This is a genomic window from Aeromicrobium sp. MLTX1, from assembly GCF_046452335.1.
Classification (GTDB): Bacteria; Actinomycetota; Actinomycetes; order Propionibacteriales; family Nocardioidaceae; genus Aeromicrobium.
Genome location: NZ_JBKFDN010000001.1, coordinates 1,129,674 through 1,155,871, shown reverse-complemented (window position 1 = coordinate 1,155,871; position 26,198 = coordinate 1,129,674). Strand labels below are relative to the sequence as shown.

Genomic DNA, 26,198 nt, shown 5'->3' with positions numbered 1-26,198 from the left:
GTCCGCGCTCAGGGCGTGGAGAGCAGGACGCGGCCCTCGTCGTCGAGCAGCTTGCCCTGACGCTTGACGCTGCGCACGATCGTGGCGCGGTCGGTGACGCGCCAGCCCGGCACGCGCTCGGCCGCCGTGGCCTCGAACTCGAACAGCTCGGCGAGGGCGTTGAACCGCACGACCAGCGCGAGGTTCGACGAGCCGACCACGGCTGCGCACCGCACCACGCAGGGCAGGCTGCCGATCGCGTCCCCCGCCGACCGCGGGTCGTCCGCCACGGCCTCGAGGATCACGCCCCGTCCCGCACCGCCGGCGGAGGCCACCACGTCGCAGCCCAACCGGATCGCGCGCGAGCGCAGCGCCCGCTCCAGCAGGCGGCGCGCGGTGGGCTCGGGACGGTCGAGCCGACGGCCGATGTCGGCCACGCTCATGCGGGGGTCCTCGATGAGGATCTCGGTGAGCTGGTCGAGCACCTCGGCGTCGGGCGGCGTGACCCTGCCGTCGCCGCGGCGGTCGAGCCCGCTGACCTGCTCGGGGGTGAGGGCGCCGAGTCGCCACTGCGCGTCCTCGCGGTGGACGCCGGCGATGAAGGTCGACCGCGTGCCGACGACGTCGGGATCGTCACCGACCAGCGCGTCGACGGCCTGGCGCATCGCGGAGAGTCCACGGCCGATGAGGATGATGGCGACGTCGTCCTTGCCGGCCAGCAGGTCGACGGAGTAGACCTCCTCCGACTGGGCGATCTGCTCGGCGACCCGGACGTCGGCGCCGGGCCGGCAGGTCAGCTTGAGGACCACGGCGTCGCGGTCGGGCGCCAGCTGCTCGGCGCTGGGACGGACCACGAACCAGGCCAGCCGCTCGGCGACCAGACGGTCCCAGCGACGGGCGGCGGTGGCGGGATCGACGCCGATCGTGCGGCCGATGGCGCTCCACGGGGCCCGAGGAGCGACCTGCAGGGCGTGCACGAGCGCGAGGTCGACCTCGGGGAGCTCAGGCAGGGACTGCGACGACGCGTACATGCGGCCAGAATACGGGTTGCCGGTCCGACCGCACGCTCAGGTGACGGATCAGCCCGTCGGAGACCCTCCGACTGACGGAACCGCGCTGTGTCGTCGGCGGGACTCAGCCGGGCAGCTGCGCCGCGATGTCGCGACGGTGGTGCGCGCCGCGGATCCGGACGAGGTCGACGGCCTCGTACGCGCGGGCCCGGGCCTGGTCGAGGTCGTCGCCCACGGCCGTCACCGACAGCACCCGGCCGCCGGCCGTGACGAGGTTGCCGTCCTCGTCGACCTTCGTGCCCGCGTGGATCACGTCGACGCCCTCGACCGCGTTGGCCTCGTCGAGGCCCTCGATCCGGTCGCCCGTGACGGGCGACTCGGGGTAGTGCTCCGAGGCGATCACCACGGTGAGCGCGGCGCCGTCGCGCCACTGCGGGAGGCCGACCTCGGCGAGGGTGCCGGTGGCGGCGCCGTGCAGGAGGGCCGACAGCGGCGTCCTCAGCAGCGACAGCAGCGCCTGGGTCTCGGGGTCGCCGAAGCGGGCGTTGAACTCGACCACGCGGGTGCCGCGACTGGTGAGCGCGAGGCCCGCGTAGAGCAGTCCCTGGAACGGGGTGCCGCGCGCGGCCATCTCCTTGACGGTGGGCAGCAGGACCCGCTGGGTCACGTCGCTCACGAGGTCCTCGGGCGCCCACTCGAGCGGCGTGTACGCGCCCATGCCGCCGGTGTTCGGTCCCTCGTCGCCGTCGAGGGCGCGCTTGAAGTCCTGGGCCGGCTGCAGCGGCAGCACGGTGGAGCCGTCGGTGATCGCGAACAGCGACACCTCGGGACCGTCGAGGTACTCCTCGATCACGACGCGCTCGCAGGAGACACCGTGGTCGTAGGCCGCCTGGCGGTCCTCGGTGACGACGACGCCCTTGCCCGCCGCGAGGGCGTCGTCCTTGACGACGTAGGGCGGTCCGAACGTGTCGAGCGCGTCGGCGACCTGCTCGGGCGTCTCGCACACGCGCGCCATCGCGGTGGGCACCTCGGCGGCGGCCATGACCTGCTTCGCGAAGGCCTTCGAGCCCTCGATCTGCGCGGCTGCCGCGCTCGGCCCGAAGCAGGCGATGCCGGCCTCGCGCACGGCGTCGGCGACGCCCGCGACGAGCGGGGCCTCGGGGCCGACGACGACGAGCCCGGCGCCGATGCGACCGGCGAGGTCGGCCACGGCGGCGCCGTCGAGGGGATCGACGGGGTGCAGGGTGGCGATGTCGGCCATGCCCGGGTTACCCGGGGCGGCGTGGACCTCGGTGACCTGCGGGTCGCGGGAGAGGGCCAGGGACAGGGCGTGCTCGCGGCCGCCGGTGCCGATGACGAGAACCTTCACCCGTCGAGCCTATCGCCGGTGCTCACCGGCGCCCGCATCGATCAGGAGGGGGCGATGTCGGCGGCGATCTCGCGCGCGAAGGCCACGAGGGCGTCCCACGGGCGCGGGCCGTCGGTGCCGGTGAGGAACGAGGACCACGTCAGCGGCGGCTGCGCCGGCAGCGCGAGGTCGTCGAACGCCCGGGTCCACCCGGCGAGCAGGCGCTCGTCGTAGCGACCCGAGGCGAGCAGGAAGGACGTGACGGCCGAGACCGTGCCCCGCCGGGCCTCGTCGTCCTCGCGCAGCAGCTCGGCGAGGTCGGCGCCGAAGCCCTCGGCGTCGAACTCGGGCCACGACGCGGCGGCGTGCAGGCCGTCGCGCAGCAGGTCGGGCAGGCGGTCCCAGTCGGTGATGTCCTCGCGGTGCGGGCCGAACGCGATCGTGGCCAGCGCCGAGACGACGCCGCCCGCGCCGATCGCCGCGAAGAAGCCCGCCATCGCCTCGGGACGCCGGTGCTGGCGCTCCAGCACGCGCAGCAGCCGCGTGAAGCGCGCCGCCTGCTGGCGCGAGACGAGGTCGGACGGAGGAAGGACGTCAGTCATCGGCCCCCCGGGACCCGCGGCCCGTGACGACGTCGCCGAGGGCGCTGACGACCTCGTCGAGCGTCAGCGGCGCGAGGGTGACCGCGACCTCCTCGGTGCCCGTGCGCGGGGCGTGCTCGACGCGGTACCAGCCCTGCGGTCCGGCGTCGACGACCGTGACGGTGGCGTCGACGTCGCGCTCGGCCCAGTTGCCGGTGGCGCGCCAGGCCAGCCGCCAGCCCTCGAGGACCGGGTCGAGGTCGGCGTCGCCGCTCGGGTCGACGCCCTCCAGCGTCATCGCCGCGTCGATCACGGTGGTGTTCGTCGTGACCGTGGGGCGCTCGGCCGGGACCTCGCGGTCGAAGATCGCGAGCCACTGGCGCAGCTGGTCGCGCAGCAGGCCCAGCTCGGTGGCGGTGACGACGACGGCGCCCTCGGCGTCGGGCGCGCTCGTGGTGGCGCGGCCGTCGGGCATCCAGCCGATGAACAGGGGCGAGAGCGTGGCGCCGTCGAAGCGCTCGACGACGACGCTGCGGGCGGGGCCCACTGCGACCTCGACCAGGCTCGCGGCCGTGGGGTGGACGCCCGTGGAGGTTACGAGGCCCTCCTGGCGCAGGCGGGTGGGCGCGTCGGCCGGGGCCACGCGGCCGGCGTGCACCTCGGCCAGCTTGATGAGGTCGTCGTAGCCGACGGTGAGCTGCAGGAAGGTCTCGTCGAGTCTCGGCACGGTGGCTCCAGCGTTCGCAGGGGTGTCGTTCATGTCAGTCCCAGAAGGTCAGCTTGTCGCCGACGTCCTTCCAGGTGTCGCCGTCGGTGACGGTGTCCCAGGCCTTCGAGGCGCCGTCGCTGATCTCGTCCCAGTGGTCGACGACCTCGGCACCCGCCCAGACCAGGCCGGTGCCCACGGCGATGGCGCCGGTGACCGGGTTGGGCGCGATGAGGAACGCCGTGGTGGAGGCGCTGAAGGCGGTCTCGGCCACGTCGGCCACGTAGCCGGCGCCCTCGCGCTCGAAGGCGTCGATCGGGTTGCCCTGCTGGATCAGGTTGTTGACGCCGACCGCGGTGCTGTAGACGCCGCCCACGATGCCCAGGCCGCGCATGAGCCCCAGGCCGCCGGGGTTGCGGCTCAGCGGGTCGGCCCAGCCGGCCGTGGGGAAGCGGGTGCCGGGTCCGGCCCACTTGGGCAGCTTGTTCAGCAGCGCCGTGGGCGGGGCGGCGTGGCGTCCGCCGCCCGAGAGCATCCAGCGCGCCCACTCGCCCGTGCGGCCGCCGGCGTTGGCCATGCGGGTCAGCATGTTGCGGCCGACGAGGCCGGTCTGAAAGATCGGCGCGACGCCCGTGGCCATCTTCTTCATCTTGCCCAGCGCCGAGGCGACGGAGATGAGCGGGAAGTCGTCGTCGTTGCCGAAGATGTTGCCGAACTCGGCGCCGAGGTACTCCCCCAGCAGGTCGTTGAGGGTGTCGTTGATGGCGCTGAGCGACATCGTGACCTTGCCCTCGCCCGACTCGTCGAGCAGCAGCGCGATGTCGGCCAGGCCGTTGAGCTTCTCGGCCGCGTCGTCGAGGAACGTCGCCTTGGCCTCGATGTTCTCCAGACTCGGCAGCGCGACCGGGCTGGCGGAGCGCGCCGACGCGGCGTTCGTGCGGATCTTGGACGCCAGCTCCTCCGCGCGGGTGGCCGACAGCGTGAGCTTGTCGTAGTCCATCTCGACGGTCATAGCGTGACCTCCTCCTTCACCGCGAACCACAGCGCGACGTGCTCGGGCCGGGTGCCGCCCGCCACGCGCGGGGGGACGAGGTCGTGCTCGCGCACGAACGACCACTCCACCACCGCCATGTTGAGGGGCGAGGCCCACCGGCGCGAGGCGACGAGGACTCCGGCGTCGCTGCGCAGCGTGAGCAGCTTCGGCAGGCCCCGGTGGGTGAGCCGCATCCCGGGGAGCACGAACCGCTCGTCTCCCGTGACCGCGAGGCGCTGGCGCCGGCCGAGGCCGCTGCGCCGGCCCTCGGTGGTGATCGTGGCGACGCGCTCGCCGTTCAGCGTCACCGGGACGCCGTCGTCGTAGGCGTCGCGGAACGGGTTCGCCTGCCGCTCGGCGGCGGTCCGGCGGTCGGTCAGGTCGAGGCCGACCGTCGCGTCGCCCACCGTGACCTCGATCGCGTCGGTGCGCCGCACCAGGCGCGCCGGACCCCAGGACGACCGGGCGTGGGCCCGCCACTCGTACCGTTGCTCGTCGCTCACACCATCTCCCCCATGAATGTGCTTCGAAATCCTAGAGCAGGTCGTGCAGGACGACCGTCTCCTCGCGGTCGGGACCGACGCCGACGGCGCTGATGCGCGAGCCGCTCATCGCCTCGATCTCGCGCACGTAGGACTGCGCGTTCGCGGGCAGGTCCGAGAGCTCGCGGGCACCGCTGATGTCCTCGGTCCAGCCCGGGAAGAACTCGTAGATCGGCTTCGCGTGGTGGAAGCCGGTCTGGGTCATCGGCATCTCGTCGACGCGCTCGCCGTCGACCTCGTACGCGACGCACACGGGGATCTGCTCCCAGCCGGTGAGGACGTCGAGCTTGGTCATGACGAAGTCGGTGACGCCGTTGATGCGCGCGGCGTACCGGGCCACGGGGGCGTCGTACCAGCCGCAGCGGCGGGGGCGGCCGGTCGTGGTGCCGAACTCGCCGCCGTTCTCGCGCAGGCGGTCGCCGTCGGCGTCGAACAGCTCGGTGGGGAACGGGCCCTCGCCCACGCGGGTGGCGTAGGCCTTGACGATGCCGATCACGCGGGTGATCTCGGTGGGCGCGATGCCCGAGCCGGTGCACGCGCCGCCCGTGGTGGCCGACGAGCTGGTGACGAACGGGTAGGTGCCGTGGTCGACGTCGAGCAGCGTGGCCTGGCCGGCCTCGAGCAGGACGGTCTTGTCCTCGCGCAGCGCGTCGTGCAGCACGAGCGCGGTGTCGGCGACGTACGGACGCAGGCGGTCGACGTGGCCCAGCAGCGACTCGACGATCTCGTCGGCGTCGACCGCGCGGCGGTTGTAGACCTTGGTGAGGATCTGGTTCTTGAGGTCGAGGGCGCCCTCGACCTTGGCCTGGAGGATCTTCTCGTCGAAGAGGTCCTGCACGCGGATGCCGAGGCGGTTCATCTTGTCGGCGTACGTGGGGCCGATGCCGCGGCCGGTGGTGCCGATCTTGCGGCTGCCGAGGAAGCGCTCGTTGACCTTGTCGAGCGTGCGGTTGTAGTCGGCGATGAGGTGTGCGTTCGCGCTGACCAGCAGGCGCGAGGTGTCGATCCCGCGCTCGTTGAGGCCGTCGATCTCCTGGAACAGGACGTCGAGGTCGATGACGACGCCGTTGCCGATCACCGGCACGCAGCCGGGGGTCAGGATGCCGCTGGGCAGCAGGTGCAGGGCGTACTTCTCGTCGCCGATGACGACAGTGTGACCGGCGTTGTTGCCGCCGTTGAACTTGACGACGTAGTCGACGCGGCTGCCCAGGAGGTCGGTCGCCTTGCCCTTGCCCTCGTCACCCCACTGGGCTCCGACGATCACGACTGCGGGCATGGAATGCCACCCCTCCATCAGACGGAAAGCCCCGCTACGGGGGCTCGTGCTCGTCAATCCTACCGAGAACCCGCCGCGCGGGAGCCACCGGCGCTCGCCGCGGACCGCGGAAGCACGGCGAAAAGGAGACATTCGCACCAGTTCGTCCGGAGTGATGGACATCACTGGAACCTGCCGTAGCCTTCCTGTAACTGCACGTGTAACGGTGAGTTGCATTGGGACTCCCCCGGGCCCGCGGCACTCGAAGGAGGAACCCTCTTGCACCCCCATCGCCTGACCCTCGTCCCTGCGGGAGACGTCCACCTCTGGGTGCCCCGGTCCTCCACGCTGCGGGCGTTCGCCACCGCCGCGCCCGACCCCCGCCCCGTCACGCCCGACCAGCAGCGACGCCTCGACGTCGCCGGTCTCCCGCGCCCGGTCGACGACGAGGTCAACCCCTGGATCGGCCTGCGCGCCACCCTCCACGGCGCCGACCTCACCTCCCTGGCCGGCACGCTGCGCCGCTACTGCGCCCGCCACGAGAGCCTGCGCTGCATGTTCGTCCGGCGCGACGACGGCAGCTACGAGCGACGCATCATCGACGCCGAGCTGATCGGCTTCCAGCCGCGCCACCTCGGTCACCACGCCGACCCGGGCGAGGCGTTCGACGCCGTCATGGCCGAGCTCGACGACCGCACGGGACCGCTCGCGTGGCCCGCCGCCACGGTGGTCAGCGTCACGGACGCGAACGGCGACATCACGGTGTTCGCCGCCTTCGACCACGTGACCTTCGACGGCTACAGCGCCTACCTCACGATGGGCGAGCTCAAGCACCACCTCGAGGCCGAGCTGAACCACGCGCCGCTGCCCGCCCCCGTGGGCAGCTACGTCGACTTCGCCGTCGAGCAGCGCGCCCTCCAGGACGCCATCACCCCCGACAGCCCGGCCCTCGAGCCGTGGCGCCGGGCCGCCGACGCCGCGGGCGACCTGCCCGGCCTGCCACGCGCCACCGGCGTCCGCCGCGGCGACCGGATCCAGCACCGGATGCGGTACCCCACCTTCGCCGGCCCCCGGCTGAGCCGGGCCTTCCACCGCTGGTGCGACCGGCACGACGTGCCGCCCGCCCTGGCGTTCACCGCCGTGCTGCTGCGCGCCATGGTCGCGGAGGAGGACGACGAGCGACTCACGGTGCTCATGTCCACGCACAACCGCAACCGGCCCGAGTGGCACCAGGCCATCGGCTGGTTCTCGGGCATCGTGCCGATGACGGTGGACCTGGGCCGCGACCTCCCGCTGATCGAGCTCGTCCGCCGCACCGCCGAGGCGTGGCGGCTCGGTCGCACCGCCGAGTCGATCCCGCTGCCCCTGGCCAACCAGCTGCTCGGTACCACGATGCGACCGGCCGCCGTCGTGTCCTTCCTGGACTCGCGCCACTGCCCCGGCCGCGACGAATGGGAGGAGATGGACTCCACCGTGTTCCTCGGCGAGGTCGAGCCCAGCGACGAGATGCACCTGTGGATCAACTCGATGCCCTACGGCACCGAGCTGCTGCACCGCAGCCCCGACACCCCGCCCTGCACCGAATGGCTCGACCGCGTGATGAACCGGATGCGCGACCAGATGGTGGCGGTCACGCGCGAGGTCCACGACCCGATGGAGGCACTGACATGAGAATGACCCGCATCGAGGAGCTCGACACCATCGACGGTGACGTCGTCCTCCTCCGCCCGTCCGAGGAGTCCGTGGCCGCGCTGGCCGCCGCCCCGGCGAACGAGCACCGGCCGTCCTACATGCAGGACCAGCACCTGCGGCTGCGTCGTGCCATGGAGCGGGTGGGCTCGGCCGACGCGAACTGGCTGGGCCTGTGCTTCGACGTCCGGGGCCCGCTCGATGTCGATGCCCTGCACCGCGCCGCCACCGCCTGGGTGCGCCGGCACGAGGTCATGTGGGGCACGTTCAGGAACGACCCCGCCGATCCCGACGGCGAGCTGACGCGCCACGCGATCGCGCCCGAGGACCTGACGCTCACCATGACGCCGCTCGGAACGCACGCGGGCGACGAGGTCAACCAGGTCCTGCTCAAGCACTTCAGCGACGCCGTCGACCCGATCGACAACTTCGGGTACGCGATCGCCGGGGTGTCGGGCGAGGACCGGTCCACGATCTTCTGCGGGTTCGACCACTGCTACGGCGACGGCTTCAGCGTCCTGCTCGCGTACATGGAGCTCTCGCAGCTGTACGCCAACGAGATCGGCGACGAGCCGGTCGAGATGCCTCCCGTGAAGGGCTACATGACCTACGCGCAGGAGGAGCGCGCCGACGCGCAGCAGTACGGCATCGACCACCCGTCGATGCAGTTCTGGGCCGACTACGCGATGGACGGCGCCGGCGCGAAGGACGGCTTCCCCATGGACCTGGGCATCGCCGAGGGCGAGCGGTTCTGGCTCGTTCCGATGGACTACGACATCCTCACGGCGGCCGAGTGCGACCGGCTCGAGGCGATCGCGAAGGAGGAGTCGGCCACGTTCCCGTCGGTCGTCTACGCGGCCTTCGCGCTCGCCGCACGCGACCTCGCCGGCGCGAGCGCCTACCGCTTCTTCAACCCCGTGGCGACGCGCCACACCCCCGAGACGCTCCCGACGATGGGCTGGATGATCAACGTCCTGCCGATCCACATCCCGGTCGCCCCCGAGGCCACGCTGTTCGACGTCGCCCGCGACGTGCGCCAGAAGTTCCGCGACGCCCGGGTCTGCGAGCCGGTGCCCGCCCTGCGGGTGATGGAGGTCGTCCAGGAGGTCTTCGGCTTCTCGCTCGAGGACACCCACCGGCCCGCGATCGTCTCCTACCTCGACGGGCGGATGATCCCCGGCCAGGAGAAGTGGGCGCAGGACCGGTTCCACGGCACGACGGGTCAGGGGTACGACGACAACGTCAACGTGTGGATCAACCGCACGCCGACCGAGCTCTACGTGATGTGCAGCGTCCCGCAGACCCCCACGGCCGTCGAGAACGTCGACGCGTTCTTCACGTACGCCTCGACCATCCTGCGCGGGGCCCTCACGCGCTAACGTCGAGCCCGTGAACTCCTGGCTGGCGGTCAGCAATGCCCACGCGGGATCCTCCGACGAGGCGGTGATCGCCGAGGTCCTCGAGGTCCTGCGCGAGGCCGCCGAGGTGGAGCACGTCGCCACCGAGGATCCCGACCACCTCGCTCGCACGCTGGCGGAGCACGCCGACGTCGACCTCGTCGTCTCGATGGGCGGCGATGGTAGCCTGCACGCCGTGGTGCAGGCGCTGCACGACGCCGGCCGCCTGCCGGGCACGCCCGTGGGCCTGGTGCCGCTGGGCACGGGCAACGACTTCGCCCGCACGCTGGAGCTGGCCGAGGATCCCGTCGCCGCCGCACGCGACCTCGCGGCCGGCGCGGTGCGCGCGATCGACCTCGTCCTCGACTCGACCGGCACCGTGGTGGTGAACGCCGCGCACGTGGGGATCGGCGCCGAGGCCGCCGCGCGGGCCGAGCCGGTGAAGCCCGCCCTCGGGCCCCTCGCCTACGTGCTGGGCGCGATCTCGACCCTCTTCACCCCCAGCGCCGACGTGCACGTGACGATCGACGACCGCACGCTCAGCGGGCGGGTGGCGCAGGTGGCCGTGGGCAACGGTCGCTTCGTCGGCGGCGGCGGCGAGCTGCTGCCGAAGGCCGTGGTGGACGACGGCCTGATGGACGTGGCCGTGGCGTTCGCGGCCCGACTGCCGCAGCGGATCGCCTACGCGCTGCACCTGCGTCGCGGCACGCACCCCAACGCCGACTTCGTGCACTACACGCGGGCGACGTCGGTGCGGGTGACGGGCGACCCCGTGCGGTGCACGACCGACGGCGAGCTCACCGATCCGCGCTCGGAGCACGGCTGGCGGATGCTCGCCGACGGTCTTGCGATGCGGCTGCCGGCGTGAGTCAGCCGACGAGCGCCTCGTAGCCCTCGCGGCTGGACTCGCGCAGGAACTCACGGCAGCGGTGCGCCTCGGCGTCGTCGCCCAGCCGCTCGCTCGCGGTGGCCAGGACGGCCAGGGAGTGCAGGAAGCCACGGTTCGCCTCGTGCGTCCACGGCACGGGCCCGTGGCCGCGCCAGCCGTTGCGGCGCAGCGAGTCGAGGGAGCGGTGGTAGGCCGTGCGCGCGAAGGCGTAGCCCTCGAGATCGCGGCCCTCGGCGAGCGCGGCGTCGGCCAGACGGGCCCACGCGGCGACCGAGTCGGGGTGGCGCGAGGCGACCTCGTCGGCCTCGGCGCCCTCGGCCAGCAGGGCCGTGCCCGGGTCCTCGGGCAGCAGCGTCTCGGGCGGTTCTCCCAGAAGGTTGGTCATGGTGAGCCAGCCTAGACGGGCAGTCCGACCGCTACCGCTGGTGCGTGTGGGCGATGTACACGTCGCACGGGGCGTGCGCCGCGACGTCGCGCGCGATGCTGCCGAGCACGCGGGTCAGGCCCTGGACGCGCTTGTTGCCCACGACGATGACGTCGGCGTCGAGCTCCTCGGCGGCGCGCACGAGCGCGTCGGCGGGCTTGCCCTCGCCGGCGCCGTACGTGACCTCGAGGCCCGGGAAGTCCTTGCGGATCTGGCTGAAGACGTCGCCGGCGACGTCCTTGGCCGTCTGCTCGTTCGTGATGAGGATCTCCTCGGAGCCGACCTCGATGCGCTCGGCCTCGAAGTTCTTGCCGTACGCCGACAGGACGTGCAGGCGGGCACCGAGTCCGGCTGCCAGCTCGGCGGCCTTGCGGGCGGCTGCGGCCGCGGGAGCGGTGTTGTCGACGCCGGTGAGGACGATCTTGGCCATGGGTTTCCCTTCGTCACGCGGGCGAGGGCCGCCCGGACTCCTGCCTCGACCCTAGTGGGAGTCGGGCTCCCGGAGCCGGTCCGGACGTCCGGTTCCCGGTGACCGAGACCCCGTGGACGCGACGACGGCGGGGACGATCGCTCGTCCCCGCCGTCGGTGCTCGGTGCGTCAGTGCGTGCCGGCGCTGCGCAGGTTCTGGCAGGCCTCGACGACGCGCGCCGCCATGCCGGCCTCGGCGGCCTTGCCCCAGGCGCGCGGGTCGTAGGCCTTCTTGTTGCCGACCTCGCCGTCGACCTTCAGGACGCCGTCGTAGTTCTGGAACATGTGCCCCACGACCGGGCGGGTGAACGCGTACTGCGTGTCGGTGTCGACGTTCATCTTCACGACGCCGTAGTCGACGGCCGCGCTGATCTCCTCGGGCAGCGAGCCCGATCCGCCGTGGAACACGAAGTCGAAGGCGCGGTCCTTGCCGAACTTCGCGGCGACGGCCTCCTGCGCGGCCTTGAGGACCTCGGGGCGCAGCTTGACGTTGCCCGGCTTGTAGACGCCGTGGACGTTGCCGAAGGTGAGCGCCGTGAGGTAGCGGCCGTTCTCGCCCAGGCCGAGGGCCTCGACGGTGGCGATCGCGTCCTCGGGCGAGGTGTAGAGCTTGTCGTTGATCTCGGCCTCGACGCCGTCCTCCTCGCCGCCCACGACGCCGATCTCGACCTCGAGGATGATGTTCGCGGCGTGCGCCTTGGCGAGCAGCTCCTGCGCGATCTCGAGGTTCTCGGCCAGCGGCACGGCCGAGCCGTCCCACATGTGCGACTGGAAGTACGGCAGACCGCCGCCCTTCACGCGCTCGGCGGACGCGTCGAGCAGCGGGCGGACGAAGCCGTCGAGCTTGTCCTTGGGGCAGTGGTCGGTGTGCAGCGCGACGTTGATCGGGTACTTCTTGGCGACCTCCTGCGCGAACGCGGCGAAGGCCAGCGAGCCCGACACCATGTTCTTCACGGTGGGGCCCGAGAAGTACTCGGCGCCGCCGGTGGAGACCTGGATGATGCCGTCGCTGCCGGCCTCGGCGAAGCCGGCCAGGGCGGCGTTCAGCGTCTGGGAGGACGAGACGTTGATCGCGGGGTACGCGAAGGAGTCGTTCTTCGCCTTGTCCAGCATCTCGGCGTAGACCTCGGGAGTGGCGACGGGCATGGGTCCTCCTGTGGGAACTCGTGTTGCGGTCAGTATTCCACCGACGCGAGGTCGGCATGCTCACGGATCCAGGCGTGCATCGTGATCGCCGCCGCGGCCCCCGCGTTGATCGATCGCGTCGAGCCGAACTGGGCGATCGCGACCATCCGCTCGCACGCCTGCGCGGCCTCTGCGGTGAGGCCCGGGCCCTCCTGGCCGAAGACCAGGACGGCGTCCAGCGGCAGCGACGTGGTCTCGAGCGGGACGGCGCCGGGCAGGTTGTCGACGCCCACCACCGCGACCCCGGCCTCGCGCGCCCACGCCACGAACGCCGGGACGTCCTCGTGGTGGTACACGTGCACGTAGCGGTCGGTGACCATCGCGCCGCGGCGGTTCCAGCGGCGCTTGCCGATGATGTGGACGCCGCCCACGTTGAACGCGTTCGCGGTGCGCACGATCGAGCCGATGTTGAAGTCGTGCTGCCAGTTCTCGATCGCCACGTGCAGCCGGTGCCGCCGCAGGTCGAGGTCGGCGACGATCGCCTCCACGGTCCAGTAGCGGTAGCGGTCGACGACGTTGCGGGTGTCGCCGTCGCGCAGCAGCTCGGGATCCAGCCGCGGGTCGTCGGGCCACGGCCCCACCCACGGGCCGACGGTCACGCGACCCCGTACTGCTCGCGGTACGCGCGCACCGCGGGGAGGTGCTCGGCGTGCCGGCCGGACTCCTCCAGGTACTCGATGATGTCGTCGAAGCTGACGATGGAGGTCACGGTGATGCCGTGGTCGCGCTCGACCTCCTGGATGGCCGAGAGCTCGCCCGTGCCGCGCTCACGGCGGTCGACGGCGACGATGACGCCCGCGACCTCGGCGTCGAGGCGGTCGACCAGGGCGATGACCTCGCGGATCGCGGTGCCCGCGGTGATGACGTCATCGATGACCAGCAGGCGGCCGCGCGGCTCGGCGCCGACGAACAGGCCGCCCTCGCCGTGGTCCTTGGCCTCCTTGCGGTTGAAGCACCAGGGCACGTCGCGGTCGTGCGCGTCGGCCAGCCGCACCGCGGTGGCGGCGGCGAGCGGGATGCCCTTGTAGGCGGGGCCGAGCAGGACGTCGAACTCCAGGTCCGCGCCCGCGATCGCGTCGGCGTAGAAGCCGCCCAGCGCCGCCAGCCGCGCGCCGGTGTCGAACGCGCCCGCGTTGAAGAAGTACGGCGATGTGCGCCCCGACTTCAGGGTGAACTCCCCGAACCGCAGCACCTCGTGCTCGAGGGCGAACTCGATGAACCGGCGCTGGTAGTCGTGCATCCGCCCAGCGTAAGGCGCCCGCAGTTTCCCCGGTTCAGTGGGTTTTCTGTCACTGAGCGAGGTTTGCAAACCTCGTGAAGTGACAGTTTCCCCACTTAACCGGGGAAACCGTCACACGCCGGGCTTGCGCTCGGAGGAGACGAGGTCGCCGACGACGACGTTGCGGTTGTCGGTGCGGAAGAGCTCGGAGCAGGTCACGAGGGTGACGACGGCCTCGGTGGCCTCCTCGCCCCCGGCCTCGGGATCGGGCACGGGCCACAGCGGCCACGAGGTGGTGAAGGGGACGCGGATCTCGTCGCCGTCCTGACGCAGCTCGTAGGTGAAGACGTGGGTGCGGGTCTCGACGACGACCTCGTCGCCGGCGCGCAGCTTGAGGAAGTCGCGGAACGGCTCGCCGTGCGTCACGCGGTGGCCCGAGAGCACGAGGTTGCCGACCTCGCCGGGCAGCGAGCCGTCGGTGTCGCGCCCGACGCCCTTCGCGAGGGTGGCGTCGTCGTCGCCGTCGAGGATCGGCACCTCGAAGTCGGCGCCGAACCGCGGCACCCGCAGCAGGCCGGCCCCGGTGACGGGGTCCTCCTCCGCCTTCCAGGCTTCGGAGATCTCGCCGCGGATGCGCTCGTGCTCGCGCTGGGCGACGACGTTCGTGCCGAAGTACTGCCAGCCCACCCAGCCCAGGATGCCCACGCCGGCGAGCAGCAGGACCACGCCCGCGACGAGCATGAGGCGCGAGGCGAGCGAGCGGGTCGGGGCGGCGGACACACCCCCATTGTCCGGTGTCGACCGAGCCGCGCGCGACGAGCCTGAGATCTCGATGAGGAATCTGTTCATTTTCAACCGCCGTCAGGTCGCCGCATGTATTCTGAGGGAGCAGGTTCGGGGAGCTCGTGAGCCGCTGAATCTGCCGTCGGTCCGCCGTTTCACCCCCCGAGAACGGCGGGCCGACCTATTTCTCCCCCTCCTTCGCCCGCGGTCCCCGGCTAGGGTCGAGCCGTGAGCAGGCGCAGCGCTCGACTCGACGGCATCGGCACCACGATCTTCGCGGAGATGAGTGCGCTCGCCGTCGAGACCGGAGCGATCAACCTCGGCCAGGGCTTCCCGGACGAGGACGGCCCCGAGGTCGTCAAGGAGGCCGCGCGCGCCGCGATCACCGACGGCCCCAACCAGTACGTCGCCGGCATCGGCATCCCGCCACTGCGCGAGGCGATCGCGCGGCACCAGCAGCGCTTCCACGGCATCGAGGTCGACCCCGATCGCGAGGTCGCCGTGACGACCGGCGCGACCGAGGCCGTCGCGGCGGCGCTGCTCGGACTGGTGGACCCCGGCGACGACGTCCTCGTGCTGGAGCCCTTCTACGACTCCTACCGCGCGATGATCCAGATGGTCGGCGCCCGCCACCGCGCCGTCACGCTGCGCGCCCCCGACTTCCGGCTGCCGATCGACGAGCTGCGCGCCGCCGTCACGCCGCGCACCACCGCGATCGTCCTCAACACGCCGCACAACCCGACCGGGGCGGTGCTCACGCGCGAGGAGCTGACCGCCGTCGCGGAGGTCGCGATCGAGCACGACCTCGTCGTCATCTCCGACGAGGTCTACGAGCACCTCAGCTTCGGCACGCCGCACGTGCCGATCGCGACGCTGCCCGGCATGGCCGAGCGCACCCTCACGATCAGCAGCGCGGGCAAGACCTTCTCCTTCACGGGGTGGAAGGTCGGCTGGGCCACGGGACCCGCCGACCTCGTCGACGCGCTCATGGGCGCGAAGCAGTTCCTGACCTACACGTCGGGCACGCCGTTCCAGCCCGCCGTCGCCGCAGCGCTCGACCTTCCGGACGCGTTCTACACCGAGCTGCGCGACGACCTGCGCCGCAAGCGCGACCTGCTGTGCGGCGGGCTCGCGGACCTCGGCCTCGACGTCTTCGTCCCCGAGGGCACCTACTTCGCCACCACCGACGTGGCGCCGTTGGGCTTCGCGGACGGGCTCGAGTTCTGCCGCGAGCTGCCCCGCCGGGCGGGCGTCGTCGCGGTGCCGCACCAGGTGTTCCACGACGACCGGCCCGACGGCTCCAACCCCGGACGCACCCTCGTGCGGTGGGCCTTCTGCAAGCGCGAGGCCGTCCTCGAGGAGGCCGTCACGCGCCTCGCGCGCCTGCAATCCCGCTGATCCCCGGGTGCAACTCATGTTTGCATGTGTCCCCGATCACACCTAGAGTCACGCCAACGACACTCTCGGAGGGGGACTCTCGTGTCACGACAGCTCAAGGCGATCCTGGTGGCTCTGCTCGGCGCCCTGGTGGTGATCACCGCGGGAGCCGGCGCCTCGGCCGAGTCGGGCTGGTGGGTCGCCACCTCGACACCGAGCCCCGAGTCCCAGGTCAACGCCACCGGAGAGCCGTCGGGAGGCACGAACGCCGCCGGCGAGGTCACCGGCTACATCGACGCCCACACCCACATGTTCATGGACCTCGGCATGGGCGGGAACGCCGTCTGTGGCTCGACGTACAGCGAGAAGGGCATCGCCGACGCGCTCAAGGACTGCGACCGCCACGGCGTCTCGCTCCTGGAGAACCTGACGAACTCCGGCGCCGGACGCGGGCCCCTCGACCCCCACGACACCGTCGGCTGGCCCACCTTCAAGGACTGGCCCACCTACTCGTCGTTCACCCACCAGCAGATGTACTACAAGTGGGTCGAGCGGGCGTGGCGCGGTGGCCAGCGGATCATGGTCAACGACATGGTGTCGAACCCCGGCCTGTGCCCGATCCTCGGCGTGATCGCCGGGCCGAACAAGTACAACTGCAACGACATGGACACGGTCCGCCGCCAGATCCAGGCGACCTACGACCTCCAGTCGTTCATCGACCAGCAGTACGGCGGCGCCGGCAAGGGTTGGTACCGCGTCGTCACCAGCCCGAAGCAGGCGCGCGACGTCGTCGCCCAGGGCAAGCTCGCGGTCGTCCTCGGCGTCGAGGTCTCCGAGCCGTTCAACTGCAAGCAGGTGCTGGGCGCGCCCCAGTGCACCAAGGCCGACATCGACAAGGGCCTCGACGAGCTCAAGGCCAAGGGCGTCTCGAGCATGTTCCTGTGCCACAAGTTCGACAACGCCCTGTGCGGCGTGCGCTACGACGAGGAGACCGCCGGCCTGCTCGTGAACGCCGGCCAGTTCCTGACCACGGGCACGTGGTGGAACCCCAAGACCTGCAAGGAGGGCGAGGTCGCCGACAACACCGTGATCGGCGGCGTGCTGCCGCCCGAGATCGCGAGCGTCCCGGGCCTGCCCGCCGTGCTGCCGGTCTACCCGAAGGGCCCGCACTGCAACCCGCGCGGCCTGACCGAGCTCGGCGAGTACGCCCTGCGCGGCCTGATCAAGCGCAACATGATGGTCGAGCTCGACCACATGAGCGCGAAGGCCGCGGGCCGCGCGCTCGACATCCTCGAGGCCGAGGCCTACCCGGGCGCGCTGTCCACGCACGACTGGCTGTCCACCGACTACATGGACCGCCTGTACGCCCTGGGCGGCTTCGCCACGCAGTACGGCCACGCCGCCAGCGAGTTCGTCACCCAGTGGCGCGAGACTAAGCCGGTCCGCGAGAAGTACGGCGTCGGCTACGGCTACGGCACCGACATGAACGGCTTCGGCGGCACCGCCGCCCCGCCGGAGGAGTCGGGCAAGATCCAGTACCCGTTCACCGCCCGCGACGGCACGGTCCTCGACCGTCAGGTCACCGGCGAGCGCACCTGGGACTACAACGACGAGGGCGTCCCGCACTACGGGCTCGTGCCCGACTGGATCGAGAGCCTGCGCACGCTGGCCGGGTCCGAGATCGTCGACGACCTCGCCGCCGGCTCCGAGTCGTACCTGCGCACGTGGGGCGCGACGAAGGACTTCGCCCCCGGCGCCAACCTCGCCACGGGCGCGATCGCCACGGCGAGCTCCACCGAGTGGAGCCTGCTCAACGACCTCAAGCCCGGACGTGCGGTCGACGGCAAGCTGTCCACGCGCTGGGCCAGCAAGTACGGGCAGGACGACGCCTGGTTCCAGGTGGAGCTGCTCTCGCCGCGCCAGGTCCGCAAGGTGACGATCGAGTGGGAGAGCGCCTACGCGCGCCAGTACCGCGTGCAGACCTCGCTCGACGGCCAGCGCTGGCGCGACGTCGCGATCGTCGGCAACGGCAACGGCGGCCTGGACACCGTGACCTTCCAGCAGCCCCAGTCCGCCCGGTTCGTGCGGATGCAGGGCGTGGAGCGGGCCACGCGCTACGGCTACTCGATCAAGGAGTTCGGCGCGTTCAGCTGAGACAGAGGACCGCCCCAACCCTCCGAATGGGGGCCGGGGCGGCGAGAGGCCGGTGCTGCTCCGGCCACCGCTTCGGCCGAAGCGCACGAAGCGATGTGCCCAACCTACAGGGCCTGCCCGAGCGAACGTGAGGTGGGTCTCATGTTTGGTGCTCGACCGGCAGGACCAATGGGACGCCCGGTCGATAGGCCAGGTGCACGGCGGAGGGGGCGTCGAGCACGACGTGGTCGGCTCGTGCCCCCACGCGCAGGTGACCGACGTCGTCGCGTCGCAGCGATCGGGCGCCGCCCATCGTCGCGGCCCACAGCGCCTCGCGCGGTGTCATGCCCATCTCGCGCACGGCCACCGCGAGGCAGAACGGCATCGACGACGTGTAGGAGCTGCCCGGGTTGCAGTCCGTCGCGATCGCCACGGTGACCCCGGCGTCGAGCAGCCGGCGCGCGTCCGGGTACGGCTGGCGCGTGGAGAACTCCACGCCGGGCAGCAGGCCCGCCACGGTCGAGGACGCGGCCAGCGCGTCGACGTCCTCGTCCGACAGGAAGGTGCAATGGTCGGCCGCGGCGGCGCCGAGCTCGACCGCGAGCCGCACGCCGGGTCCGTACCCCAGCTGGTTGGCGTGGATCCGGGGCTGGAGGCCCGCCGCGATCCCGGCGTCCAGCACCGTGCGCGCCTCGTCGACGCCGAACGCGCCGTCCTCGCAGAAGACGTCGATCCACCGCGCGTGCGGCGCGCAGGCGCGGAGCATCTCGCCGGTGACGAGGTCGACGTAGTCGGCGGCGGTGGTGCCCGGCGGGACGACGTGCGCGCCGAGGAAGGTGGTCTCCTCGGTGAACTCTCGTGCCACCGCGAGGGACCGGGCCTCGTCGGCCACCGTCAGCCCGTAGCCGCTCTTGATCTCGACCGTCGTCGTGCCCTGCCGGCGCATCTCGTCGGTCAGCCGGCGCACGGTGCTCCGGAGCTGCTCGTCCGACGCGGCACGCGTCGCCGCCACGGTGCTGCGGATCCCGCCCGCCGTGTATGACTCGCCGGCCATCCGGGCCTCGAACTCGGCCGCCCGGTCCCCGTCGAAGACGAGGTGGGAGTGGGAGTCGACGAACCCCGGGATCACGGCGCGGCCGCCGACGTCGCGTGCCTCGTCGGCAGGCGGCGCCTCGGCGGCGCGTCCGCTCCACACGACCCGGCCATCCTCGATCACCAGGGCGGCGTCGTGGAGCACCGGGCGCTCGTCGTCCCAGGTGGTGAGCTCGCCGATGCCGCTCACGGCGACGGAGGTCATGGGCGCTCCCAGCACTCGTGGATCGCGCGGGCCAGCCGGGCCGCGATCTCGTCCGGGTCGTGGCCGGGATCGGGAACGACGTCGGCCGCGGTCGCCGCCCAGAGCGGCTCGCGGGCCCCGGCGGTGCGCATCGATCGGCGCAGCCGCACGGTCCCGGCGTCGCCGAACCCGAGGGACGCGTGCCCCTCGGTGGTCGCGGCGTGCCACAGCTGCTCGGCGGACCACGCGCCGCGCACGCCCGACCGCAGCCGCTCGTGCATCTCCACGGCGCGCGCCTCGAGGAACGGGTCGATCACGGTGTGACCGTCGGACCCGAGGGTCAGCCGGGCGCCGGCCTCGCGCAGCGCCACCGACGGGCCGATCCCGTCGGCCAGCTCCGCCTCCGTCGTCGGGCAGAGGCAGACGAACGAGCGCGCGGCGCCGATCGTCGCGATGTCGCGGGGCGTCAGGTGGGTCGCGTGCACGGCGGTGGTCCGGTCGGTCCAGACGCCGGCCTCGTCGAGCAGCTCGACGGGCGTCCTGCCTGTGGCGGCGAGGCACGCCTCGTTCTCGGCGGGCTGCTCGGAGACGTGCACGTGCAGTGGCGCCGAGGGCCGCGCCGCGGCGACGAGCTTGAGCTGGTCCCGCGGCACCGCCCGGACCGAGTGGATCGCGGCGCCGACCACCACGTCGGCGGTCCCCGCGTGCCGGGCGGCGAAGGACTCGACGCGGGCGGCCCAGCGCTCGGCATTCCCGTCACTGAAGCGCGCCTGGACTCCCTCGGGCGGGCGCCCGAACCCCGACGCGAGGTAGCACGTGTCGAGCAGCGCGAGGCGCATCCCGGACTCCCTCGCAGCCGCCACGAGCGCCTCCGACATCGCGTGCGGATCGGCGTACGGTCGGCCATCCGGGGCGTGGTGCAGGTAGTGGAACTCCCCCACCGTGCGGAGCCCGGCGAGGTGCATCTCGGCGTAGGTCGCCGCTGCCAGCTCGAAGAGCAGGTCGGGGTCGAGCACGGCCGCGAGGTCGTACATCCGCGCTCGCCACGTCCAGAACGAGTCGCCACCGGTGACCCGGCCGCGCAGGGCCCGATGGAAGACGTGACTGTGGCAGTTCGCGAACGCCGGGACGGCGGTCAGGTCGGCGGTCACGTCAGCTCCTCGAGGACCGTGGCCAGCGCCTCGACGCCGGCCTCGCAGTCGGCGTCGTCGGCCCACTCGTCCGGCGAGTGGGAGACGCCGGTCGGGTTGCGGACGAACAGCATCGCCGTCGGCACCCGGGCGCTGAGGACGCCCGCGTCGTGACCCGCCGCCGTCGGCAGCAGCGGCGCGTCGAGGACGGTGGCCAACCGGTCCCGCAGCGGCACGTCGAAGGCCACGGCGGGGCTCACGGACTCGGCCTCCAGCTCGACCGTGGTGCCGTCGGCCTGCGCCGCCTCGCGCGCGGCCCCGACGATCTGGTCGACGAGCGCCGTGAGCTCGTCCTCGTCGGCCGCGCGCGCGTCCAGCCAGGCCGTGACCCGCGAGGCGATCGCGTTGGTGCCGCCCGGCTCCACCGCCAGACGGCCGAAGGTCGCGCGTGCCTCGGCCGCCGAGGCGATCCCGCGAGCGGCGAGCGCCGTGGCGGCATAGGCCAGCATCGGGTCGCGGCGGTCGGCCATGACCGTGGCCCCCGCGTGGTTGGCCTCGCCGTGGAAGTCCAGCCGCCAGCGCCCGTGCGGCCAGATCGCGGTGGCGACTCCGACGGCGTCGCCGGAGTGCACGAGCGAGCGACCCTGCTCGACGTGCAGCTCGACGAACGTGCCGATGTCGTCCAGCCAGTCCGCCGGTCCGGCCGCGCGCGGGTCGCGGCCTGCCCTCGTCATCGCCTCGGCCATCGTCAGGCCGTCACGGTCGGTCAGCGCGAGGGCCCGGTCGGCGTCGAGCGTGCCGGCGGCGAGCCGCGAGCCCGCGCAGGCGATGCCGAAGCGGGCGCCCTCCTCGTCGGCGAAATTGCCCACCACCACGGGTCGCGAGGGTGTGACTCCCTGCTCTCGCAGCCGGTCGATCGCGGCGAACGACGACACGACGCCCAGCGGTCCGTCGAACGCTCCGCCGTCGGGAACCGAGTCGAGGTGCGACCCGACCAGCACGGCGTCGGCGCCGGTTCCCCACCACGCGAGCTGGTTGCCGTTGCCGTCCTCGACCACGTCCATCCCGCGACCCGCCGCCTCGGCGGCGAACCACTCCCGCAGCGTCAGGTCGGCGTCGCTCCAGGCGAAGCGGCGGTAGCCACCGGCGCGCCGGTCCCGGCCGATGTCGGCGATCGCCTCGAGCATCAGCACTCCTGCATCGGGATCCGCAGGCCGCGCTCGGCAGCGACCTCGGCCGCCCGCTCGTACCCGGCGTCCACGTGGCGCATGACGCCCGTGCCCGGGTCGTTGACCAGCACCCGCTCGATCTTCTCCGCGGCCAGCGCGGTGCCGTCGGCCACGATGACCTGGCCGGCGTGGATCGACCGGCCGATGCCCACGCCGCCACCGTGGTGCAGCGACACCCACGTGGCACCGGACGCGGTGTTGAGCAGCGCGTTCAGCAGCGGCCAGTCGGCGATCGCGTCGGAACCGTCGGCCATCGCCTCGGTCTCGCGGTAGGGCGACGCGACCGAGCCGGAGTCCAGGTGGTCGCGACCGATCACGACGGGGGCGCTGAGCTCCCCGGACGCGACCATCTCGTTGAACCTCAGCCCGGCGAGGTGACGCTCCTGATAGCCGAGCCAGCAGATCCGGGCGGGCAGCCCCTCGAAGTGCACCTTCTCCTGCGCCTGCGTGATCCAGCGGGCGAGGTGCTCGTCGTGCGGGAACAGCTCGAGGATCGCGCGGTCGGTCGCGGCGATGTCGGCCGGGTCGCCCGACAGCGCGGCCCAGCGGAACGGGCCCTTGCCCTCGCAGAACAGCGGGCGGATGTAGGCCGGCACGAAGCCGGGGAAGGCGAAGGCGCGGTCGCAGCCGCCGAGCCGCGCCTCCTCGCGGATCGAGTTGCCGTAGTCGAAGACCTCGGCACCGGCGTCGAGGAAGCCCACCATGGCGGTCACGTGCTTGGCCATCGAGGCGCGGGCGCGCTGCGTGAAGCCCTCCGGGTCCCGTGCGGCCTCGGCGTGCCAGTCGGCGACGGAGATCCCCTCGGGCAGGTAGCTCAGCGGGTCGTGGGCGCTGGTCTGGTCGGTGACGATGTCGATCGGCGTGCCGCGCTCGAGCAGCTCGGTGAACACCGTGGCCGCGTTGCCGACGACGCCGACCGACAGGGCGCGCCCCTGCTCCTTCGCCTCCACGGCGCGCTCGACGGCGGTGTCGAGGTCGGTGAAGTACTCGTCCAGGTAGCCGTGCTTCACACGGCGCTCGAGGCGCGACTCGTCGACGTCGACCACCAGCACGGAACCCTCGTTCATCGTGACCGCGAGCGGCTGGGCGCCGCCCATGCCGCCCGCGCCGCCGGTGAGCGTCAGGGTGCCGGCCAGGCTGCCGCCGAACCGCTTGCGGGCGACGGCGCCGAAGGTCTCGTACGTGCCCTGCAGGATGCCCTGGGTGCCGATGTAGATCCACGACCCGGCGGTCATCTGGCCGTACATCGTCAGGCCCTCGGCCTCCAGCCGGCGGAACTCCGGCCACGTCGCCCAGTCGCCCACGAGGTGGGAGTTCGCGATCAGCACGCGCGGCGCCCAGGCGTGGGTGCGGAACACCCCGACCGGCTTGCCCGACTGCACCAGCAGCGTCTCGTCCTCCTCGAGTGTCTCGAGCGTGCGGACGATCGCGTCGTACGCCTCCCAGCTGCGGGCCGCGCGACCCGTGCCGCCGTAGACGACGAGGTCCTCGGGACGCTCGGCGACCTCGGGGTCGAGGTTGTTCATCAGCATGCGCAGCGGCGCCTCGGTCTGCCACGAGCGGGCGCGCAGCTGCGAGCCGCGCGGGGCGCGCACGGTCGGACGGGTCGGCTGGTTCATGAGGCATCTCCGTGGGTCGTGGACTCGGCGGCGGCGAGCAGGGAGCCGTCGCGGACGAGCGCGGCGACCTCCTCCAGGTCGGGTGAGAGGAAGCGGTCGGGCCCGGGCCCGGCGACGCGCTCGCGCAGCAGGGCGATCGCGGCTCGGGTGGCCGGGCCGGGGCGCAGCGGCGCGCGCAACTCGATGCCGCGGGCGGCGGTGAGGATCTCGACGGCGAGGACGCGGGTCAGCAGGTCGACGGCCGTCCGGAGCTTGCGCGCCGCCGACCACCCCATCGAGACGTGGTCCTCCTGCATCGCGCTGGAGGGGATGGAGTCCACGCTGGCCGGGACCGCGAGGCGCTTGAGCTCGGACACCATCGCGGCCTGCGTGTACTGCGCGATCATGAGGCCCGAGTCGACACCGGGGTCGTCGGCCAGGAACGGCGGCAGGCCCTGGCTGCGGGCGGGGTCGAGGAAGCGGTCGGTGCGGCGCTCGCTCATGCTCGCGACGTCGGCGACGGGGATGGCGAGGAAGTCGAGCACGTACGCGAGCGGGGCGCCGTGGAAGTTGCCGTGCGACTCGATCCGGCCGTCGGACAGGACCGAGGGGTTGTCGATCGAGGCGGCGAGCTCGCGGCCGGCGACCGCGGCCGCGTGGTCGACGGCGTCGCGCGCGGCGCCGTGCACCTGCGGCGCGCAGCGCAGCGAGTAGGCGTCCTGCACCCGACCGTCGCCGTGGCGGTGGCTCGCGACGATCGGCGATCCGGCCAGCAGGCTCGCCATGTGGTGGGCGGCCGTCGCCTGACCGAGGTGGGGCCGGAGCGCCTGCAGGTCGGCGGCGAGGACCCGATCGGTGCCGAGCAGGCCCTCGATGCTCATCGCGGCCGCGAGGTCTGCGGTGTCGAGCAGCCGGTCGAGGTCGGTGATCGCGAGCGCGAGCATCCCGAGCATGCCGTCGGTGCCGTTGATGAGGGCCAGGCCCTCCTTCTCGGCCAGCTCGACCGGGCGCAGGCCGTGCGCCGCGAGCGCCTCGGCCGCGGGCCGGACCGTCCCGTCGCGCTCGACGACCTCGCCCTCGCCCATCACCGCCAGCGCGCAGTGCGCGAGGGGCGCGAGGTCGCCCGAGCAGCCGAGGCTGCCGTACTCGCGCACCACCGGGGTGAGGCCGGCGTTGAGGAGGTTCGCGTAGGCCTCGGCCGTGGCCGGCCTGACGCCGGAGTGGCCCTTCGCCAAGGTGGAGAGGCGCAGCAGCATGAGCGCGCGCACGACCTCCGTCTCGACCCGGGGCCCGGTGCCGGCGGCGTGGGAGCGGATCAGGCTCTTCTGCAGTCGGGTGCGCGCGTCGGAGGGGATGTGCCGGGTGGCGAGGGCGCCGAACCCGGTCGAGATCCCGTAGACGGCGACGTCGGCGGCGGCGAGCTCGTCGACCCACATCCGCGACTTCTCGATCGCCTCGAGCGCGTCGGGCGCCAGCTCGACCGTCTCGCCGCGACGCGCGACCGCCACCACCTCGTCGATGGTGAGCGCGCGGCGCCCGAGGGAGATCGTCATGACCTCATTGGACGCCTGCGGGGAATCGCGGCGCGAGAGGGAGAATCGAATGCATGTCTCGGATACGAGATACTGGTGCCATGTCCCGTCCGGTCCCCGCGGCCACCGGCGCCCTCCGGGTGTTGAAGTTCCTGTCCGCCCAGGCCGAGCCCGTCTCGGCCACGCGGATCGCCGCCGCCGTGGGCCTGCCGCGGTCGTCGGCCTATCACCTGCTGGCGGCGATGGAGGACGAGGACTTCGTCGTGCACTACGTCGACGAGCGGGCCTGGGGCATCGGCGTGGCGGCGTGGGAGGTGGGCCACGGGTTCGCGCGGCAGGAGCCGCTGGCGCGGATCGCGCGCGTGCCGCTGGCCCGGCTCGTCGACACGGTCGGCGAGTCGGCCCACCTGACGATGCTGCACGGCTCGGACGTGCTCTACGTCGTCGAGGAGCGCGCGCAGGGGCGCCCCCGCCTGGTGACCGACGTCGGCGTGCGACTCCCGGCCCACCTCACCGCGTCGGGCCGCGCGATCCTGGCCTGGCTGCCACCGGAGCAGCTGCGGGCGCTCTACCCGTCGCGGGAGTCGTTCGTGACCCGCACCGGCCTGGGCCCGCAGTCGCCCACCGAGCTCCGTCGGGTGCTGACCGAGACCCGACGCCGCGGCCACGCCCGCGAGGAGGGCGAGGTGACGCTCGGCTTCTCGTCGATCGCCGTCCCGATCATCGCCGCCGGCATCGACGCCTCGGTCGCGGTCACGTGGGAGACGGGCAGCCGCCCCGACGTCCCCCTCGAGCACGTCCAGCGCACCGCCGACCTGCTCGCGCGGCGCTTCCGCCGCGGCACGTGACCCGCGAGGCGCTCGACCGTGCCACCCTGTCCCCGTGCGTCGCGAACGGTCGGACCTCCGCGCGCTGTCGGCGTCCGCGCTCACGTACCCGGAGGTCGGCGCCACCCGCGGTGACCTGCCCAACGGCTACCGGACCTTGGTGCGGCGGCGCGTCATCGGCCGCGGCCGGGAGCGCTTCGAGGAGGCCGCGCGCACGCTCCTCGGCTGGGACCTGCACCGCCGGGCGGGGCTCGGCGTCCGCGCGTCCAGCCCGACGGTCCTCGAGGGGGCGGTCGCGGTGCTGCGCGTCGGATGGGGACCATTCGGGATGGACGCGCCGGTGCGCGTGGTCCAGGTGATCGACGAGCCGCGCCGACAGGGCTTCGCCTACGGCACCCTGCCGGGACACCCGGAGTCCGGCGAGGAGTCGTTCGTCGTCGAGCTGGACGAGGCCGGCGCCGTGGTCGTGGCGATCACGGCGTTCTCCCGCCACGCGACACTGGTGGCCAGACTCGGCGGACCGGTGACCACCTTCGCCCAGTCCCGCATCACCGAGCGCTACCTCCGGGCGGCCTGAGCGGCCCGGA

At 72.6% G+C, this 26,198-nt stretch carries 25 protein-coding genes; 7 read left to right on the top strand and 18 right to left on the bottom strand.

The annotated features are described in order from the left end of the window. Nucleotides 1–8: 8 nt before the first annotated feature. From ACK99Q_RS05410 to ACK99Q_RS05380, 7 genes are all read right to left on the bottom strand, one after another. Nucleotides 9–1,010, bottom strand: coding sequence for an Lrp/AsnC family transcriptional regulator (locus ACK99Q_RS05410; protein WP_410185189.1), 1,002 nt, complete (start codon nt 1,008–1,010; stop codon nt 9–11). Nucleotides 1,011–1,113: 103 nt separating this feature from the next. Further along, entirely contained in the window at nt 1,114–2,358 is a 1,245-nt protein-coding gene (gene purD / locus ACK99Q_RS05405; protein WP_410185188.1) for a phosphoribosylamine--glycine ligase, read from the bottom strand. Nucleotides 2,359–2,399: 41 nt separating this feature from the next. Then, nucleotides 2,400–2,939: a hypothetical protein gene (locus ACK99Q_RS05400; RefSeq protein WP_410185187.1), complete on the bottom strand. Its 540-nt coding sequence runs from the start codon at nt 2,937–2,939 to the stop codon at nt 2,400–2,402. After that, on the bottom strand, nt 2,932–3,678 hold the full coding sequence (locus ACK99Q_RS05395) for a hypothetical protein (RefSeq protein WP_410185186.1): 747 nt from the start codon (nt 3,676–3,678) through the stop codon (nt 2,932–2,934). The genes ACK99Q_RS05400 and ACK99Q_RS05395 overlap by 8 nt, the downstream gene beginning before the upstream one ends. Nucleotide 3,679: 1 nt before the next feature. Continuing rightward, entirely contained in the window at nt 3,680–4,636 is a 957-nt protein-coding gene (locus ACK99Q_RS05390; protein WP_410185185.1) for a hypothetical protein, read from the bottom strand. Beyond that, nucleotides 4,633–5,160, bottom strand: coding sequence for a hypothetical protein (locus ACK99Q_RS05385; protein WP_410185184.1), 528 nt, complete (start codon nt 5,158–5,160; stop codon nt 4,633–4,635). The genes ACK99Q_RS05390 and ACK99Q_RS05385 overlap by 4 nt, the downstream gene beginning before the upstream one ends. A gap of 31 nt (nt 5,161–5,191) precedes the next feature. After that, a complete protein-coding gene (locus tag ACK99Q_RS05380) occupies nt 5,192–6,475 on the bottom strand; it encodes an adenylosuccinate synthase (protein WP_410185183.1) in 1,284 nt (427 codons plus the stop codon). 258 nt (nt 6,476–6,733) lie between these two features. Here ACK99Q_RS05380 and ACK99Q_RS05375 point away from each other — a divergent pair, with 258 nt between their 5' ends. From ACK99Q_RS05375 to ACK99Q_RS05365, 3 genes are read left to right on the top strand one after another with little or no spacing between them, the layout of a single operon-like run. Continuing rightward, on the top strand, nt 6,734–8,125 hold the full coding sequence (locus ACK99Q_RS05375; RefSeq protein WP_410185182.1) for a condensation domain-containing protein: 1,392 nt from the start codon (nt 6,734–6,736) through the stop codon (nt 8,123–8,125). Beyond that, nucleotides 8,122–9,522, top strand: coding sequence for a condensation domain-containing protein (locus tag ACK99Q_RS05370; protein WP_410185181.1), 1,401 nt, complete (start codon nt 8,122–8,124; stop codon nt 9,520–9,522). Before ACK99Q_RS05375 ends, ACK99Q_RS05370 begins: the two co-directional genes overlap by 4 nt. A gap of 10 nt (nt 9,523–9,532) precedes the next feature. Then, entirely contained in the window at nt 9,533–10,408 is an 876-nt protein-coding gene (locus ACK99Q_RS05365; RefSeq protein WP_410185180.1) for a diacylglycerol/lipid kinase family protein, read from the top strand. A gap of 1 nt (nt 10,409) precedes the next feature. Here the strand turns inward: ACK99Q_RS05365 and ACK99Q_RS05360 are convergent, their stop codons facing one another. From ACK99Q_RS05360 to ACK99Q_RS05335, 6 genes are all read right to left on the bottom strand, one after another. Next, complete coding sequence (locus ACK99Q_RS05360) at nt 10,410–10,814, bottom strand: DUF3151 domain-containing protein (RefSeq protein ID WP_410185179.1); 405 nt, start codon at nt 10,812–10,814, stop codon at nt 10,410–10,412. 31 nt (nt 10,815–10,845) lie between these two features. Further along, nucleotides 10,846–11,283 carry a universal stress protein gene (locus ACK99Q_RS05355; protein WP_179427729.1) on the bottom strand — a complete coding sequence of 146 codons (438 nt, stop codon included), beginning with the start codon at nt 11,281–11,283 and terminating at the stop codon, nt 10,846–10,848. Nucleotides 11,284–11,451: 168 nt separating this feature from the next. Next, entirely contained in the window at nt 11,452–12,468 is a 1,017-nt protein-coding gene (gene fbaA, locus ACK99Q_RS05350; RefSeq protein ID WP_410185178.1) for a class II fructose-bisphosphate aldolase, read from the bottom strand. A gap of 29 nt (nt 12,469–12,497) precedes the next feature. Further along, nucleotides 12,498–13,106, bottom strand: coding sequence for a TrmH family RNA methyltransferase (locus tag ACK99Q_RS05345; protein WP_410185177.1), 609 nt, complete (start codon nt 13,104–13,106; stop codon nt 12,498–12,500). Continuing rightward, the gene (gene pyrE / locus ACK99Q_RS05340; RefSeq protein ID WP_410185176.1) at nt 13,103–13,747 is read right to left on the bottom strand and encodes an orotate phosphoribosyltransferase; all 645 of its coding nucleotides are present in this window, start codon (nt 13,745–13,747) and stop codon (nt 13,103–13,105) included. The genes ACK99Q_RS05345 and pyrE overlap by 4 nt, the downstream gene beginning before the upstream one ends. A 111-nt stretch (nt 13,748–13,858) precedes the next feature. Then, nucleotides 13,859–14,506 carry a sortase gene (locus ACK99Q_RS05335; RefSeq protein ID WP_410185175.1) on the bottom strand — a complete coding sequence of 216 codons (648 nt, stop codon included), beginning with the start codon at nt 14,504–14,506 and terminating at the stop codon, nt 13,859–13,861. A gap of 231 nt (nt 14,507–14,737) precedes the next feature. Between ACK99Q_RS05335 and ACK99Q_RS05330 the strand changes: the two genes are divergently transcribed. After that, on the top strand, nt 14,738–15,907 hold the full coding sequence (locus tag ACK99Q_RS05330) for a pyridoxal phosphate-dependent aminotransferase (RefSeq protein ID WP_410185174.1): 1,170 nt from the start codon (nt 14,738–14,740) through the stop codon (nt 15,905–15,907). 81 nt (nt 15,908–15,988) lie between these two features. Next, nucleotides 15,989–18,040 (top strand): discoidin domain-containing protein, encoded by a 2,052-nt coding sequence (locus tag ACK99Q_RS05325; protein WP_410185173.1) that lies wholly within the window; start codon nt 15,989–15,991, stop codon nt 18,038–18,040. 139 nt (nt 18,041–18,179) lie between these two features. On the opposite strand, the gene hutI is transcribed toward ACK99Q_RS05325, so the two are convergent. Genes hutI through hutH form a run of 5 tightly spaced genes read right to left on the bottom strand, consistent with a single transcriptional unit; the run spans nt 18,180 to nt 24,805 of the window. After that, nucleotides 18,180–19,316, bottom strand: a complete 1,137-nt coding sequence (gene hutI, locus ACK99Q_RS05320; protein ID WP_410185172.1) for an imidazolonepropionase — start codon at nt 19,314–19,316, stop codon at nt 18,180–18,182. After that, on the bottom strand, nt 19,313–20,446 hold the full coding sequence (locus tag ACK99Q_RS05315; RefSeq protein WP_410185171.1) for a formimidoylglutamate deiminase: 1,134 nt from the start codon (nt 20,444–20,446) through the stop codon (nt 19,313–19,315). Before ACK99Q_RS05315 ends, hutI begins: the two co-directional genes overlap by 4 nt. Further along, nucleotides 20,443–21,612, bottom strand: coding sequence for an allantoate amidohydrolase (locus ACK99Q_RS05310; RefSeq protein ID WP_410185170.1), 1,170 nt, complete (start codon nt 21,610–21,612; stop codon nt 20,443–20,445). The genes ACK99Q_RS05315 and ACK99Q_RS05310 overlap by 4 nt, the downstream gene beginning before the upstream one ends. After that, complete coding sequence (gene hutU / locus ACK99Q_RS05305) at nt 21,612–23,273, bottom strand: urocanate hydratase (RefSeq protein WP_410185169.1); 1,662 nt, start codon at nt 23,271–23,273, stop codon at nt 21,612–21,614. The genes ACK99Q_RS05310 and hutU overlap by 1 nt, the downstream gene beginning before the upstream one ends. Then, entirely contained in the window at nt 23,270–24,805 is a 1,536-nt protein-coding gene (hutH, locus tag ACK99Q_RS05300; RefSeq protein WP_410185168.1) for a histidine ammonia-lyase, read from the bottom strand. Before hutH ends, hutU begins: the two co-directional genes overlap by 4 nt. A gap of 80 nt (nt 24,806–24,885) precedes the next feature. Between hutH and ACK99Q_RS05295 the strand changes: the two genes are divergently transcribed. Continuing rightward, nucleotides 24,886–25,632 carry an IclR family transcriptional regulator gene (locus ACK99Q_RS05295; RefSeq protein ID WP_410185167.1) on the top strand — a complete coding sequence of 249 codons (747 nt, stop codon included), beginning with the start codon at nt 24,886–24,888 and terminating at the stop codon, nt 25,630–25,632. A gap of 34 nt (nt 25,633–25,666) precedes the next feature. After that, nucleotides 25,667–26,188: a DUF1990 family protein gene (locus ACK99Q_RS05290; RefSeq protein WP_410185166.1), complete on the top strand. Its 522-nt coding sequence runs from the start codon at nt 25,667–25,669 to the stop codon at nt 26,186–26,188. The last annotated feature ends 10 nt before the right edge of the window (nt 26,189–26,198 follow it).

Bases quoted from the DNA above. Each gene is read 5' to 3' on its own strand.
- ACK99Q_RS05410 (WP_410185189.1), bottom strand. From the start codon at position 1,010: ATGTACGCGTCGTCGCAGTCCCTGCCTGAGCTCCCCGAGGTCGACCTC.
- ACK99Q_RS05400 (WP_410185187.1), bottom strand. From the start codon at position 2,939: ATGACTGACGTCCTTCCTCCGTCCGACCTCGTCTCGCGCCAGCAGGCG.
- ACK99Q_RS05395 (WP_410185186.1), bottom strand. From the start codon at position 3,678: ATGAACGACACCCCTGCGAACGCTGGAGCCACCGTGCCGAGACTCGAC.
- ACK99Q_RS05390 (WP_410185185.1), bottom strand. From the start codon at position 4,636: ATGACCGTCGAGATGGACTACGACAAGCTCACGCTGTCGGCCACCCGC.
- ACK99Q_RS05380 (WP_410185183.1), bottom strand. From the start codon at position 6,475: ATGCCCGCAGTCGTGATCGTCGGAGCCCAGTGGGGTGACGAGGGCAAG.
- ACK99Q_RS05370 (WP_410185181.1), top strand. From the start codon at position 8,122: ATGAGAATGACCCGCATCGAGGAGCTCGACACCATCGACGGTGACGTC.
- ACK99Q_RS05360 (WP_410185179.1), bottom strand. From the start codon at position 10,814: ATGACCAACCTTCTGGGAGAACCGCCCGAGACGCTGCTGCCCGAGGAC.
- ACK99Q_RS05355 (WP_179427729.1), bottom strand. From the start codon at position 11,283: ATGGCCAAGATCGTCCTCACCGGCGTCGACAACACCGCTCCCGCGGCC.
- fbaA (WP_410185178.1), bottom strand. From the start codon at position 12,468: ATGCCCGTCGCCACTCCCGAGGTCTACGCCGAGATGCTGGACAAGGCG.
- pyrE (WP_410185176.1), bottom strand. From the start codon at position 13,747: ATGCACGACTACCAGCGCCGGTTCATCGAGTTCGCCCTCGAGCACGAG.
- hutI (WP_410185172.1), bottom strand. From the start codon at position 19,316: ATGACCTCCGTCGCCGTGAGCGGCATCGGCGAGCTCACCACCTGGGAC.
- ACK99Q_RS05310 (WP_410185170.1), bottom strand. From the start codon at position 21,612: ATGCTCGAGGCGATCGCCGACATCGGCCGGGACCGGCGCGCCGGTGGC.
- hutU (WP_410185169.1), bottom strand. From the start codon at position 23,273: ATGAACCAGCCGACCCGTCCGACCGTGCGCGCCCCGCGCGGCTCGCAG.
- hutH (WP_410185168.1), bottom strand. From the start codon at position 24,805: ATGACGATCTCCCTCGGGCGCCGCGCGCTCACCATCGACGAGGTGGTG.
- ACK99Q_RS05295 (WP_410185167.1), top strand. From the start codon at position 24,886: ATGTCCCGTCCGGTCCCCGCGGCCACCGGCGCCCTCCGGGTGTTGAAG.